13 protein-coding genes are annotated in these 13,706 nt (G+C 36.6%); 4 read left to right on the top strand and 9 right to left on the bottom strand.

From position 1 onward, the window contains the following. Positions 1 to 43: 43 nt before the first annotated feature. Both pyrH and nagA read right to left on the bottom strand, forming a co-directional pair. Positions 44 to 748, bottom strand: a complete 705-nt coding sequence (gene pyrH / locus R2Q77_RS02220; protein WP_316802079.1) for a UMP kinase — start codon at positions 746 to 748, stop codon at positions 44 to 46. A 64-nt stretch (positions 749 to 812) separates the two neighbouring features. Continuing rightward, entirely contained in the window at positions 813 to 1,910 is a 1,098-nt protein-coding gene (nagA, locus tag R2Q77_RS02215) for an N-acetylglucosamine-6-phosphate deacetylase (protein ID WP_316802078.1), read from the bottom strand. Between the two features lie 86 nt (positions 1,911 to 1,996). Between nagA and R2Q77_RS02210 the strand changes: the two genes are divergently transcribed. Beyond that, complete coding sequence (locus R2Q77_RS02210; protein ID WP_316802077.1) at positions 1,997 to 3,202, top strand: FN3 domain-containing metallophosphoesterase family protein; 1,206 nt, start codon at positions 1,997 to 1,999, stop codon at positions 3,200 to 3,202. A gap of 64 nt (positions 3,203 to 3,266) precedes the next feature. Here the strand turns inward: R2Q77_RS02210 and tsf are convergent, their stop codons facing one another. The 5 genes from tsf to R2Q77_RS02185 form a co-directional block, all read right to left on the bottom strand. Next, a complete protein-coding gene (tsf, locus tag R2Q77_RS02205; protein ID WP_316802076.1) occupies positions 3,267 to 4,112 on the bottom strand; it encodes a translation elongation factor Ts in 846 nt (281 codons plus the stop codon). A gap of 129 nt (positions 4,113 to 4,241) precedes the next feature. Next, complete coding sequence (rpsB, locus tag R2Q77_RS02200) at positions 4,242 to 5,075, bottom strand: 30S ribosomal protein S2 (protein ID WP_316802075.1); 834 nt, start codon at positions 5,073 to 5,075, stop codon at positions 4,242 to 4,244. Positions 5,076 to 5,093: 18 nt separating this feature from the next. Then, entirely contained in the window at positions 5,094 to 5,480 is a 387-nt protein-coding gene (rpsI, locus tag R2Q77_RS02195) for a 30S ribosomal protein S9 (RefSeq protein WP_131536357.1), read from the bottom strand. Positions 5,481 to 5,483: 3 nt separating this feature from the next. Then, positions 5,484 to 5,927, bottom strand: coding sequence for a 50S ribosomal protein L13 (gene rplM, locus R2Q77_RS02190; RefSeq protein WP_316755352.1), 444 nt, complete (start codon positions 5,925 to 5,927; stop codon positions 5,484 to 5,486). A 259-nt stretch (positions 5,928 to 6,186) separates the two neighbouring features. After that, positions 6,187 to 7,026 (bottom strand): hypothetical protein, encoded by an 840-nt coding sequence (locus R2Q77_RS02185; RefSeq protein ID WP_316802074.1) that lies wholly within the window; start codon positions 7,024 to 7,026, stop codon positions 6,187 to 6,189. A gap of 218 nt (positions 7,027 to 7,244) precedes the next feature. Between R2Q77_RS02185 and R2Q77_RS02180 the strand changes: the two genes are divergently transcribed. Together R2Q77_RS02180 and R2Q77_RS02175 are read left to right on the top strand one after the other, a co-directional pair. Next, positions 7,245 to 7,652 (top strand): hypothetical protein, encoded by a 408-nt coding sequence (locus R2Q77_RS02180; RefSeq protein WP_316802073.1) that lies wholly within the window; start codon positions 7,245 to 7,247, stop codon positions 7,650 to 7,652. Between the two features lie 114 nt (positions 7,653 to 7,766). Continuing rightward, entirely contained in the window at positions 7,767 to 8,840 is a 1,074-nt protein-coding gene (locus tag R2Q77_RS02175; protein ID WP_316802072.1) for a mechanosensitive ion channel family protein, read from the top strand. A gap of 491 nt (positions 8,841 to 9,331) precedes the next feature. Here R2Q77_RS02175 and R2Q77_RS02170 read toward each other — a convergent pair whose 3' ends face one another. Beyond that, a complete protein-coding gene (locus R2Q77_RS02170) occupies positions 9,332 to 11,623 on the bottom strand; it encodes a Tex family protein (protein WP_316802071.1) in 2,292 nt (763 codons plus the stop codon). Positions 11,624 to 11,862: 239 nt separating this feature from the next. Here R2Q77_RS02170 and R2Q77_RS02165 point away from each other — a divergent pair, with 239 nt between their 5' ends. Further along, on the top strand, positions 11,863 to 12,378 hold the full coding sequence (locus R2Q77_RS02165; protein ID WP_316802070.1) for a hypothetical protein: 516 nt from the start codon (positions 11,863 to 11,865) through the stop codon (positions 12,376 to 12,378). A 264-nt stretch (positions 12,379 to 12,642) separates the two neighbouring features. On the opposite strand, the gene R2Q77_RS02160 is transcribed toward R2Q77_RS02165, so the two are convergent. Beyond that, a complete protein-coding gene (locus R2Q77_RS02160; protein ID WP_316802069.1) occupies positions 12,643 to 13,629 on the bottom strand; it encodes a pyruvate dehydrogenase complex E1 component subunit beta in 987 nt (328 codons plus the stop codon). Between the last annotated feature and the right edge of the window lie 77 nt (positions 13,630 to 13,706).

Here is a 13,706-nt window from a genome sequence, read left to right as displayed (position 1 = left end):
AAACAAGTTCGTGGTAAAATAGAAAAATCAGCGTTTCAAATTTTTATCTTACTAAAGTACCGATAGGCTCTCCAATGGCAATTTTCATAAAATTACCGTGTTTGTTCATATCAAAAACAATAATTGGAACCTTATTTTCTTCACAAAGCGTAAAGGCCGTCATGTCCATAACATTAAGTCCCTTAGCATAAACTTCTCTGAAAGAAATTTCAGTGTATTTTGTGGCGTTCGGATCTTTTTCAGGATCTGCGGTATATATACCATCTACACGCGTACCTTTTAAAACGGCATCGGCTTTAATCTCGATTGCACGTAATGCTGCAGCAGAATCGGTAGTAAAGTATGGATTACCAGTACCTGCACCAAAAATAACGATGCGGCCTTTTTCCAGGTGACGAACAGCTCTTCTGCGAATAAAAGGCTCGCAAATCTGCTCCATTTTAATTGCAGTAAGTAATCTGGTTTTCAATCCTACTTTTTCCAAGGCATCCTGTAAAGCCATAGAGTTAATTACAGTTGCAAGCATACCCATATAATCGGCCTGTGCTCTGTCCATTCCACTTTTTTCGGCGCTTAAACCTCTAAAAATATTTCCACCACCAATAACGATTGCGATTTCGAGACCCTTGTCGTGTACAGCTTTTATGTCTTCAGCATATTGCTTAACACGCTCATTGTCAATTCCATATTGTTTTTCGCCCATTAGCGACTCGCCGCTAAGTTTTAGTAGAATGCGTTTGTACTTCATGACCCCAAAAATATTAACAATTTTTTACTTACCGGCTATGGTTTTTAACAATTGATGTAAATATTTAGTTTGATAGGATTTCGCCTTTAAAAATTACTTTTTTTAGATGAAGTTGTTCATCTAAAATAACCAGATTAGCCTGGTGCCCTGCTTCGATTGTTGCTGTTAAATTTTCTATGCCGATTAATTGTGCTGGATAAAGTGTTCCCATTTTTAAAGCAACAGCTAAGTCTATTTCGCACTCGTATACACAGTTTTTAACAGCTTCCAGCATGGTTAAAGATGAGCCCGAAAGTGTTCCGTCAGGCATTACGTATTTATTCCCTTTGCGCACGTGTTGGTAAGGCCCAGAAGCGCATTCTGTAACAGCATCGGTAATTAAGAACAAACGTTCTTTTAAGAGTTTCTGAGCAAATTTTACCACTTCAAAATTTACGTGCTGCCCATCAGCAATAATACTTGCCATAGCTTTATGATGGCTAAAAACAGCTGTTGGAATCCCAGGTTCACGGTGGTGGATGGGACTCATGGCGTTAAAAAGATGCGTGGTGGTTTGTATGCCTTTATTGTAAGCGGCGGTAGCCTCATCGAAGGTGGCATTGCTGTGGCCTAAAGAAACCACTACACCGTTATCCAACAGGTACTCAATTACGTCATCATCCTGAAGCTCGGGCGCAATGGTAATCATTTTGATTACTCCATCGCCAAAATCAAGTAATTGTTTAATCTCATCGAGCGATGCTTTGCGCACAAACGCCGGAACATGTGCCCCTAATCGCTTTGGATTTAAGAAGGGCCCTTCTAAATGTAGTCCCAGGCAATTTTTAGCCGATGAACGGTGAGCCTTAACGGTTTTGATACAGGCGTTAAAAACCTCGGGGGTATTGGTTGCAATACAGGCTAAGAAACCCGTTGTGCCCTTTTTCAACAGGTCATCTTCCATTATGGTTAACGATTCGATAGTTGGATCGGCAGAGAATAACCTGTCTCCTGAACCGTAAATCTGCAAGTCTATAAAGCCAGGCATCGTAATAGACTGACCGTTGCTTGCTGATGTTGTTGGCCTGATCGCTACAATTTTAGTGCCCTCGATTTCAATGTCTTGATTGGTTTTTAATTTATTGTCGCTATAATAGGAAGTATTCGGGATTATCTTAGGCATATCAAACGTTTGAGTAAATTTAATCTTACACATTCAAAGTTAAATATTGTAGCGATATATTTGATTAATAAGATAAACCAAAACAAATGAATGAAAATCAACGCAATAGAAGAAGTTTTCTGAAGGCAGGATTAACTTTAAGTGCGGCAACATTGGTTGCCCCATCGGTAACACTTGCAGATGTAGCCGAACGGGAAGATGCATTTAAAATAGCGGTTGGCCCATACCTTCAAACCAATTTTAATAACTCGATGACTATTCTTTGGTTAACCAACAAAAATGCTGCGGGTTGGGTAGAGTTTGGTGAGCAAGCCGATCAATTAAACCAAAAAGCCTATGGAAAGGCCGAACTTGGATTAATGCAGGCCAATAGCAAATTAAATGCAGTAACGCTTTCTAATTTAAAACCAGGAGCAAAGTACTACTATAAAATCGTTTCGAAAGAGATTAAAGATTTTCAGCCGTACAAATTAACCTATGGCGAAAGTTTAAGCAGTAATGTAGAAGAATTTATAAATGCAGACCAGGGTAAAGGTGAGGTGTCGTTTTTAATGATGAATGATATACACGATCGGCCTGAGTCAATTCCACATTTATTGGGTTTGATTCCGGATGCTAAACAGGATTTTATTTTCTTTAATGGCGATATTTTTGATTACCAAACGGATGAAAAACAGATTATCGATCACATGTTGCAACCTTGTGTAGATAATTTTGCAAAACATACGCCATTTATTTATGTACGTGGTAACCACGAAACGCGCGGTAAATTTGCAAGAGAGTTTGCTCAATACTACATGCATGTTGGGCATGCTGCTTTTACATTAGGACCGGTTCGGTTCGTAATTTTAGATACAGGAGAAGATAAAGAAGATGCACATCCGGTTTATGCGGGTATTGTAAACTTCGATGATTATAGAATTCAACAGGCCGAATGGTTTAAAACAGAAATAAATTCGAAAGAATTTAAAAAAGCACCTTTCCGGGTTGTATTGATGCATATTCCGCCGCGTTTTTCGGGCGATGCACACGGACCAATACATTGCACTCAATTGTTTGAGCCTTTGTTAAACCAAGGGAAGGTGGATCTCGTTTTAAGTGGGCACACGCATAAATATATGGTTCACCAGCCAGATAAGAACCTCAACCATTATCCATTAATTATTGGTGGTGGGCCACAAAAAGGTACCAGAACCATAACCAAAATAAAGGCTGATAAAGATAAGCTAACAGCAAGTATGCTCGATGATTCGGGTAAGGAAGTAGGAAGTTACACCGCTTTGCGGAAGTAGGTTTTTGAATGAAACAAAAAAGGTCCCGATTTGCATCGGGACCTTTTTTATATTGTGTTAATGCTTATGCACCTAATTGTATACGTTTGAAAGCAGTTACTGTTAATCCTTTAACCGTATTGTCTAAGAATTTACGAACATCTACAGAACTATCTTTAACAAACTCCTGGTTTAATAAAGTGCTGTCTTTATAGAATTTATTCAGTTTACCGGCAGCAATTTTTTCTACCATTTCTTCTGGTTTACCTTCTTGACGAATTACATCTTTAGCGATTTCAATTTCACGCTCGATAGTAGCAGGATCAACACCATCTTTATCAACAGCAACTGGGTTCATTGCAGCAATTTGCATTGCAACATCTTTACCAGCTTCAGTAATATCTACACCGTTAGCACCTTCAAATACGACTAAAACACCCATTTTCCCGTTAGAGTGGATATAAGAAACGATTTTTTCTCCAGATACATTTGCGTACTCTTGAATAACTATTTTCTCTCCAATTTTACCAGTCAATTCAGTTATAGTTTCGGCAACAGTACGTCCGTCTTCCAAAACAATTGCTGATAATTCTTCAGCAGAAGCTGGATTGTTGGCAACTGCTGCTGCTAAAACAGCTTGTGCTAAATTACGGAAATCTTCAACTTTAGAAACTGGCTCAGTTTCACAAGCTAAAGCAACTAATTTACCGTTTGTACCATCAGCTGATACATTGATTGATACAAGACCTTCAGAAGTAGCATTTCCAGAACGGGCAGCAGATACTTTTTGACCTTTTTTGCGCAATAAATCAACCGCAGCTTCGAAATCGCCATTAGCTTCTACTAAAGCTTTTTTGCAATCCATCATACCAGCACCAGTTTGTTGGCGTAGTTTATTTACATCTGCGGCAGTAATTTGTACTGTAGACATTTTATTTCCTTTTTTAAAGTTTACAATCTTGTTATAACAATTACAGGTTACAAGTTACAAGCCGAAAGTTAAACTCATGTTAAGCTAACTTAAAACCTGAAACCAGTAACCTGCAATTAAAAAATATTACTATTCTTCTGTTTTAGTTTCTTCTGTTGAAGATGCTTCAACTTCAGCTTCAGCAGTTTTTTTACGTCTTGGTTCTTTAACCTCAGGCGCATCAGCTGCAGCTTTAACGGCTACTGCTTCTTTTTCTGCTTCATCATCTTTTTCGCGTTTGCGCTCATCTAAACCTTCTTCAATAGCTTTGATAATTACGTCAGTAATTAAAGAGATTGATTTTGTAGCATCATCATTCGCCGGGATAGGGAAATCGATGTTAGAAGGATCAGAGTTTGTATCAACCATCGCAAAAGTTGGGATGTTTAATTTTAATGCTTCAGTTACTGCGATGTGCTCTTTCTTAACATCAATTAAGAATAAAGCTGCAGGTAAACGGTTTAAATCAGCAATACCACCCAAAAGTGATTCTAATTTAATACGCTCACGTTGAATCATTAAACGCTCTTTTTTAGATAAAATCGCATAAGTACCGTCTTTAGTCATTTTATCGATGTTAGACATCTTTTTGATTGACTTACGAACAGTAGCAAAGTTAGTTAACATACCACCTAACCAACGTTCGGTTACGAAAGGCATGTTTACTTTTTTAGCTTGTTCAGCTACGATTCCTTTAGCTTGTTTCTTTGTAGAAACAAATAAAACTTTACGTCCTGATTTTACGATTTGTTTAATCGCAGCCGCAGCTTCTTCAGTTTTAGTTAAGGTTTTATTTAAATCTATAATGTGGATTCCATTACGCTCCATGAAAATGTAAGGAGCCATTTTTGGATTCCATTTACGGGTAAGGTGACCAAAGTGTACACCTGCATCCAATAAGTCTTGATAAGTTGTTCTTGCCATTGTCTTTGCCTCCTGTGATTAACGTTTACTGAATTGGAATTTCTTACGAGCTTTAGCACGTCCTGGTTTCTTACGCTCAACCATACGCATATCACGCGTCATTAGGCCTTTAGCACGTAGAGCAGGTTTTTTCTCCGCATCAAGTTCAACAATCGCTTTAGCAATAGCTAAACGAACAGCTTCTGCTTGTCCTTTGATACCACCACCTTGTACGTTTACATTGATATCATAACGACCAACAAGTTCAGAAACTTCTAAACTTTGGTTTACGATATATTGTAGAGGTAAAGTAGGGAAATATACTTTGTGATCTTTACCGTTAACGGTAATTGCGCCAGCACCATCTTTTAAGTAGATACGTGCAACAGCTGTTTTTCTTCTGCCTGAAGTGTTAGTAACTGACATTTCTTAAAGTTTAATGGTTTTTGGAGATTGAGCTGCATGCGGATGAGTTTCACCTGCATAAACAAAAAGATTGGTGTACAATTTTTTGCCCAATTTAGTTTTAGGTAACATACCTCTTACTGCTTTTTCAATTACACGTTGAGGGTGTTTCGCCATTAACTCCTTAGGAGAAATAAAACGTTGACCACCTGGATAACCAGTATATGAAACATATTGCTTTTGGCTGAATTTGTTTCCTGTCAATTTAACCTTGTCTGCATTAATAACGATAACGTTATCTCCGCAATCTACGTGTGGGGTGTACTCAGGCTTGTTTTTACCACGGATGATCATAGCGATCTTCGATGACAAGCGCCCCAAAATCTCGCCTTGCGCATCAACTACAATCCACTGTTTGTTTACAGTTTTAGCATTGGCCGAGACAGTTTTGTAACTTAACGTATTCACTTGCTTGTATTTAATTTATTAAACAATTATTTATTACCCCATAAAATTAGGGACTGCAAAGATAGGCAGAATACTTTTATTATCAAATAGTTGATTGAAAAAAGTTTAGGATTTAAGATTGTAGGATTTTACAGTTAAAAATCGCTGTACTCATTTTTATTAATTAAAATGTCAGAAAATTTTTAAAACGTATTTATATAATGCAGTTTAACTGTTTCAAATAGATATGGAAGTTTGTTTACAAGCGGTATTTAATGCTTTAAATTTTAGTAATTACGGTACTTATCAAGCTTGCACTTTCAGTAACGGTTATGGTGTAACTGCCACTCTTATATAAGGTGATTTTTCCGCTTCCGTTGTTTGTTTGGGAGGTATAATTACCATAAGCTGTTGTAAGATCTGTGTAGAACTTTGAAACTATAAAGTTAGCATTTTGATTAGGCTCTCCATTAATAATCTTAATTTCTTGTAAGTTTTGGTTGTTATAGGTTAAGCTGTATTTGCCAGGAAGTGCCGCGATAAAAGATTTACCTACATTTAAATTTGTGTTATCAAAATTCTCTATATAAGAACCAAATTGAATTTGTGTGTCTGTATTGGTAATGCTTCTTAGTAAATAGGTGCTGGTTTGTTTCAATCTATCAGCATAGCTGGAAAATGATGATGCATAGTTTTTATCAAGACTATTCCAAACCGTATTTAGGCTAAAATCGTTTACAACCCTTAAAGTAAGTTCTTTTTCTAATGAATTTTGATTGTTTTTAACTACGCACTTTACTTTATAATCTCCAGCTTGAGTAATTCCAGGTATCCTGAATAGTAGATTTGTTCCATCTACGGTGCCAACTGTTTCAGAGGTAACTACACCTTTTGTGTTATTTAAGGTAACAGTAACCTCGTCCTTATCTGTATAATCTTTAAAATATCTTATTCCAATATATAAATCAATGGATTTTAACTGGAGTAAATATTCTGGCGATATTAATATCCTATCAATTTTCTTAGATGGGTCTATTGCGGCCGGATCGTTTTTATTAGTTTTTGAGCACGCAAAAAATAATACACATAAGGTTGTGAGTAAGAGAACGTATTTTTTCATATTATCTGATTAGCATCTAAAATAGTGCTTTCTTCGAAAAATTACAAATCATCAGGCATGTGATCAATGCGTTTTCTTAATCCGCATTTGTTTTTCAATAATTTATTAAAATAGTTAAACCGATTATATGTTTTTTCTCTTAGTGGTTTAAGCTAAAATTAATTAACTTAGTCATGTTAAAGTTGGTTATGTTAAAGTTGTCTATATTTTTTGTTTTTTTGATTATAACTATTTACTCCGTTAAAGGTCAGACTTATTCAGGATGTGTGATCGTGAACAATGGGGGCGTAAATCTTCCTTCAACTACCCCCGTTTATAGTACCCCAACTGGAGCAACTGTTCCTAATACAACTGCATATTGTAATCCTGCTAACACTACTGGTACAACAATACCTGTATATGGCTCGCCAATTGCGGGCTCTGCTCCCGGAGCCAGGTGTTTCAGCCCGTCAATAAATCCTCCCTATACGTATAGAAATTGTTATGTAGGTGGTTCTTGTGGTATTATTATGACGTTAACAATTATAAATTGCCCAATTGATAATTATATATGGTTGGCTTTTTTAAGTATTGGTTTGGTGGGTTTTATCTTTATTAAAAAGGCAGTAGTTAAAGGGTCTTTATAGTTTAGATTTAAGCATCGGAGGGGATATTGAATTTTATTCCCAAACAATCCTAAAGCGTGGATGTTAGTAAAAGAGCAATAATCATTTCTACTTTTCTACCAAACCATTTTATTGATGCAGTATTTAGATCAAGCTTTTGGCTACCCTATTCCCTTATTTTTAAAGAACTTTATTATCGGAAGCATTGCTGTTTTTATTGGTATTTTAATTACCTATATTATTCACAGGACTTTTCTGCTTCTGTCTAAATGGTGGGATTTCATTCTCATCAAATCTACCATTAAACATTTAAGGAATCCATTCGGTATTTTTATCCCCTTATTGCTGCTTAACTTTTCTTTATCATTAATGGAAATGCAGCCTGTTTTTAGAAATCCGGTTTCAAAAATGGTTGAAGTTGCGTTAACCATTACATTCGCTTACATTTTAATCCGGGTTATTAATGTATTTGAAGATTATTTCTATCTCAAATATGATTTAAATAAAGAGAATAATTTAAAGGAACGTAAAATCAGGACGCAGATGCAATTTATCCGCAGGATTATTGTTTCATTAATTATTCTGGTCACCATTGCCATTATTCTTTTAAGTTTTGAGAGTATGCGAAAAATTGGAGCCGGCTTATTAACTGGTGTTGGTATTGGTGGAATTATTATTGGTTTTGCGGCCCAAAAATCATTAGGGAATTTATTGGCAGGCTTTCAGATTGCCTTTACTCAACCGATCCGAATAGATGATGTTTTGATTGTGGAAGGTGAATGGGGCAGGGTGGAAGAAATTACATTAACCTATGTTGTGGTAAGTATATGGGATCAAAGAAGGTTAATTTTACCGATTACTTATTTTATTGAAAAGCCTTTTCAAAACTGGACCCGTGTGTCGGCTGATTTATTAGGTACTGTTTTTCTTTATTTAGATTATACCATCAAGATAGAACCTTTAAGGCAGGAGTTAACCAGGCTTTTAACAACTAATCTGCTTTGGGATAAGCGTGTAAATGTAGTTCAGGTTACAGACAGCAATAAAGACGGATCTATAGAAGTACGTTTTTTAATGAGTGCCTCCAATTCATCGAGGGCTTTTGATTTGCGTTGCCATGTAAGGGAGCAGATGATTGCTTTTATTCAAACGCAGTATCCGGAAAGTTTACCGAAGAAAAGACTGGAGCTTAGAGGAGATGCCTTGTAGATTAAAATGATTACTGTGAACCTAAGTTACCGGAAAGGTAATGACTCCTATATTAATCACTTTAGACACGTTAAGATCACCTGAGTTTCTGAAGCGATAAAAAAATGTTTAGATATAGAATTGCTGTTTTGTTCGAGCTTTATTTTTTTAAGGTTTGAGAAGAAAGGGAATAATTATATAATACCACTTTAGACACGTAAGATCACCTGAGTTTCTGAGGCGATAAAAAAATGTTTAGATATAAAATTACTGTTTTTGTTCGAGCTTTATTTTTTAAAGGTTTGAGAAGAGGGAGGTAAGTTATATATAAACCACCTTAGACACTTAAGATCACCTGAGTTTCGGAGGCGATAAAAAATGCTTAGTTATAGAATTGCTGTTTTTGTTCGAGTTTTATTCTGTGAAGGTTAGAGAAGAGAATAGTAAGTTATATATAAAATACCACCTTAGACATCATAAATTTTATGAGCTGTCTAAGGTGGTTGAAGATATTATTTAAACATGCCTTTTAACTTGGCCAATTTTTCCTGTAAATCACCATCTGCATCCTTAGGCTCGTTTCGAGGCTTGAAATGAGGCTTACTATTGTTGGGTTTGTGTTCTTGCTTTGGTCTTTCTTCTCTTGATTTTTTGCTTTGATCTTTTTGCTTTGAATTTTCTTCAGTCTTCATAGATAGGGAAATCCTTTTTCTGGCTTCATCAACCTCCATAACCGTTACTTCAACTTTTTGATGTACTTTAACTACATCATTTGGGTTGGCGATAAAGCGATTGGCCAATTGGCTGGTGTGTACCAATCCGTCCTGATGTACGCCTATATCAACAAAGGCACCAAAATTAGTGATGTTGGTTACAATGCCAGGTAATTTCATTCCGATTCTTAAATCTGAAATGGCATTTACCCCATCGGTAAAACTAAAAGCTTCAAACTGTTCACGTGGATCACGACCGGGCTTTGCAAGTTCCTTTAAAATATCTGTTAAGGTTGGCAAGCCAATCTCATTCGTTACATATTGTTGAGGTTTAATTTGCTTTTGCAGCTGTGTATCTTTCATTAAGGCAGAAACAGTTGTACCTAAATCTTTTGCCATTTTATCTACAACTGCATAGCGTTCCGGGTGAACGCCGCTGGTATCTAAAACATTTTCTGCATTGCGGATGCGTAAGAAACCAGCAGCCTGTTCGTAAGCTTTATCGCCTAAGCGGGGAACTTTTTTAAGGCTTTCACGATTTTTAAAGGCGCCATTGGTATTTCTATAATCAACAATGTTTTGGGCAAGTGTTGGCCCCAAGCCAGATACATAAGCTAAAATTTGTTTCGATGCAGTGTTTAATTCAACACCCACGGCATTTACGGCACTGATTACCGTATCATCTAAGCTGGCTTGTAATTTATTTTGATCAACATCGTGCTGGTATTGCCCCACACCAATAGATTTAGGGTCTATTTTTACCAGTTCGGCTAAGGGATCCATTAAACGACGGCCAATTGAAACGGCACCACGAACAGTAATGTCTTGTGTTGGAAATTCTTCCCGGGCAACCTCTGAAGCTGAATAAATAGAAGCGCCACTTTCATTCACCATTACAATGGTAACATTGGGTAAGTTTAAACTACGTACAAACGTTTCGGTTTCCCGGCCGGCCGTTCCATTGCCAATGGCAATAGCCTCAACATCATATTTTTTGCAGAGTTCCTGCACAATCAATTCGGCATTTCTTACGTTGCCCTGTCCAGTGTGCGGATAAATGGCTGTATTTTCTAAAAGCTGCCCCTGCTTATCAAGGCAAACCACTTTGCATCCAGTACGGAAACCCGGATCGATGGCTAAAACATTTTTTTGTCCCATTGGAGCCGCCAATAATAACTGACGCGCATTTTCAGCAAAAACACGAATGGCTTCTTCATCAGCTTTTTGCTTGGTTAACACACGGAGTTCGGTTTCCATGGCGGGTTCAAGCAAACGTTTATAACCATCTTCCAAAGCTTGCTGAACTTGTTTTGAGGCAGAATTATTGGAGGTAATAAACTGATTTTCTAAGATGACAATGGCATTTTCACTTGGAGGCAATGCGTCAAGACGCAAAATTAACTCCTTTTCGCCACGGCGCATGGCTAAAACACGATGTGAAGCAGCTGTTTTTACAGGCTCGTTCCACTCGAAATAATCTTTATATTTTATACCTTCTTCTTCTTTGCCTTTAATTACCTCAGCTTTAAATTCGGCCTTTTCCTGGAAGTAAAGGCGCATTTTTGTGCGGGTTTCTGCATTTTCTGAGATCATTTCGGCTATAATATCTCTTGCGCCAGCTAAAGCTTCTTCTGAAGAGTTTACACCTTTTTCAGCGTCAATAAATTGATTTACCGCGGCTTCTAAGTCGAAACCATTTTGCTCAAAAATTTGTAAAGCTAAAGGTTCTAATCCTTTTTCTTTAGCCATACTCGCCCTTGTTTTACGTTTAGGCTTGTATGGCAAATAAATATCTTCCAATAAAGAAATGGTTTCTGCTCCGTTAATCTGTTCTTTTAGTTCCGGCGTCAGTTTGCCCAATTCGGTCATCGATTTTAAAATCGCTTCGCGGCGTTTATCCAAATCCCTAAGTTGCTGCATTCTGTCGCGGATAGCCGCAACCTGTACTTCATCCAAACTTCCGGTTAACTCTTTACGGTAACGGGAAATAAAAGGAACAGTTGCACCTTCATCTAATAAACTGATGGTAGCCGTGACTTGTTTTTCCGCAACTTTTAATTCAGATGCGATGGTTTTATGATGAGCTTGCATTTTCTTTTTCTAAAATTATGGGAGGCAAATCTAATCAGGATTTATGAAAATTCAGGATTTTTAAAATGAAGTTTTCCACCGAATTTTGTGAGTAAATTTATTTATTTCCTGGGTTCCTGGTTCTGTATCATTAAGAAATATATAACCTTTATGGAAAAACGAAATAAAGGCATCATCTTTAAGAAATGAAAAATGCTTTTATACTACTTTTAATATTTTGTGCTGGCTGTCAAAATAAAATGATGGAGAAGCATGACAACGTAAACGAAGAAGTTACAGTAATCTTGAATACTTTCGAAAATGGAATAGTTTGGGTTTCCAAAAATGATTTTAAAGAGATGTACCTTAGTGCAAAGCAACTTCCATATACACCAGTGAAAAGAAGACGAAAATATACGGTTACTGACTCTTTATTCTCAATGAATAAATTTAGGTCTCTTTATTACGAAAAGCAGGGTAAATACATCAAAAAAAGCATTGCTTTTCCATTCCAATTATTCAAAACCACTAATATAGACGGATTTGAAATTATAAACACAAGTAAAAAAAATGCCGAATCGGATGTTAATTATAATGGGAATTTAACTTTTAGCCGGGTTATTTTTAATAAAGAACGGAATAGGGCAAAATACTATTTTGAACAGTCCATTTTAATTTCAAAAGATAGGGGATGGGGAATGGGTACTTATATTTATGCAAAGAAAGTAAAGGGTATCTGGGTTTTTGAAAAAGAAGATGAAGTATGGATTACTTAATTGTTTTTCTTCTTTTTAGTTTACTCCATATTCTCGTTTTAGCCTGTGTTTTACAATTTTAGACCTTAATTCCAGGGGCATTGATTTGTTAGCGGAAATAATGGAACAACCAAAAACGAAGGATTAATAATTATCGGACTACGTTAATATGTGTAACCGGTTAAAATTTAATAAAAAAATCCGCTAAGATTTAACGTAGCGGATTTTGGTATTTTAAGATTAATCTTGAATTAATTCAAACGGACAGTCTGAATTAATGACTAATTATTTTTTAACATACATAGACTCTTTTACCGCTTTAACTACACGTTCAGCGTTTGGTAAGCTGGCCGCAATTAAAGTTGGAGAATATGGAAGTGGTACATCAGCACAAGTAATACGCAAAACTGGCGCATCTAAATAATCAAATGCATTTTTTTGTACGTTGAAAGCAATTTCACCAGAAAGTGAAGCCAATGGCCATGCTTCTTCAACAACAACTAAACGGTTTGTTTTCTTAACAGACTCTATAATGGTTGCATAATCAATAGGACGTACGGTACGTAAATCGATTACCTCTGCATTGATTCCTTCTTTAGCCAATTCTTCAACTGCAGGGTTTACAACACGGGTTAACATTTTACCGAAAGTTACAATGGTAACATCTGTTCCTTGTTTTACCACGTTTGCTTTACCCAATTCGATGTAATATTCACCTTCAGGTACATCACCTTTATCGCCATACATTACTTCAGATTCCATGAAAATAACTGGATCCGGATCAATAATGGATTGTTTTAATAAACCTTTTGCATCATAAGGGGTAGCCGGAACAACAACTTTTAATCCTGGCGTATTTGCATACCAGTTTTCGAAGTTTTGTGAGTGTTGTGCGCCTAACTGACCTGCGTTACCTGTTGGACCACGAAATACCATAGGGCAAGAAAACTGACCGCCACTCATTGATAAAATTTTAGCCGCACCATTGATAATCTGATCGATAGCTACCAATGAGAAGTTAAATGTCATAAACTCTACAATTGGAATAAGGCCAGCTGTTGCGGCACCAGTTGCTATACCTGCAAAACCTAACTCGGCAATTGGGGTATCAATAATTCGTTTAGCACCAAATTCATCAAGCATGCCTTGACTTACTTTGTACGCTCCGTTATATTCTGCTACTTCTTCACCTAATAAAAAAACGCGGTCATCTTTGCGCATTTCTTCACTCATGGCTTCGCGTAGTGCTTCTCTAAATTGGATTTCTCTCATTGTAAATTTTAATAACAGCGGCAAATATAATTATTAATCGCTTTGAAACCAAAGGCAATCATGCGTGTGTTTTGTAA

It is taken from the genome of Pedobacter nototheniae, assembly GCF_032678625.1.
Taxonomy (GTDB): Bacteria; Bacteroidota; Bacteroidia; order Sphingobacteriales; family Sphingobacteriaceae; genus Pedobacter; species Pedobacter nototheniae_A.
The sequence above is the reverse complement of the archived record's forward strand: the minus strand, read 5'-3'. Positions and strand labels throughout refer to the sequence as shown.

Coding starts and splice junctions, on each gene's coding strand:
- R2Q77_RS02170 (WP_316802071.1), bottom strand. CDS start 11,623: ATGCAAGCTCATCATAAAACCATCGCATCTGAATTAAAAGTTGCGGAA.
- rpsB (WP_316802075.1), bottom strand. CDS start 5,075: ATGGCAAGAACAACTTATCAAGACTTATTGGATGCAGGTGTACACTTT.
- nagA (WP_316802078.1), bottom strand. CDS start 1,910: ATGCCTAAGATAATCCCGAATACTTCCTATTATAGCGACAATAAATTA.
- tsf (WP_316802076.1), bottom strand. CDS start 4,112: ATGTCTACAGTACAAATTACTGCCGCAGATGTAAATAAACTACGCCAA.
- rpsI (WP_131536357.1), bottom strand. CDS start 5,480: ATGTCAGTTACTAACACTTCAGGCAGAAGAAAAACAGCTGTTGCACGT.
- R2Q77_RS02185 (WP_316802074.1), bottom strand. CDS start 7,026: ATGAAAAAATACGTTCTCTTACTCACAACCTTATGTGTATTATTTTTT.
- R2Q77_RS02165 (WP_316802070.1), top strand. CDS start 11,863: ATGATGGAGAAGCATGACAACGTAAACGAAGAAGTTACAGTAATCTTG.
- R2Q77_RS02210 (WP_316802077.1), top strand. CDS start 1,997: ATGAATGAAAATCAACGCAATAGAAGAAGTTTTCTGAAGGCAGGATTA.
- R2Q77_RS02160 (WP_316802069.1), bottom strand. CDS start 13,629: ATGAGAGAAATCCAATTTAGAGAAGCACTACGCGAAGCCATGAGTGAA.
- pyrH (WP_316802079.1), bottom strand. CDS start 748: ATGAAGTACAAACGCATTCTACTAAAACTTAGCGGCGAGTCGCTAATG.
- R2Q77_RS02175 (WP_316802072.1), top strand. CDS start 7,767: ATGCAGTATTTAGATCAAGCTTTTGGCTACCCTATTCCCTTATTTTTA.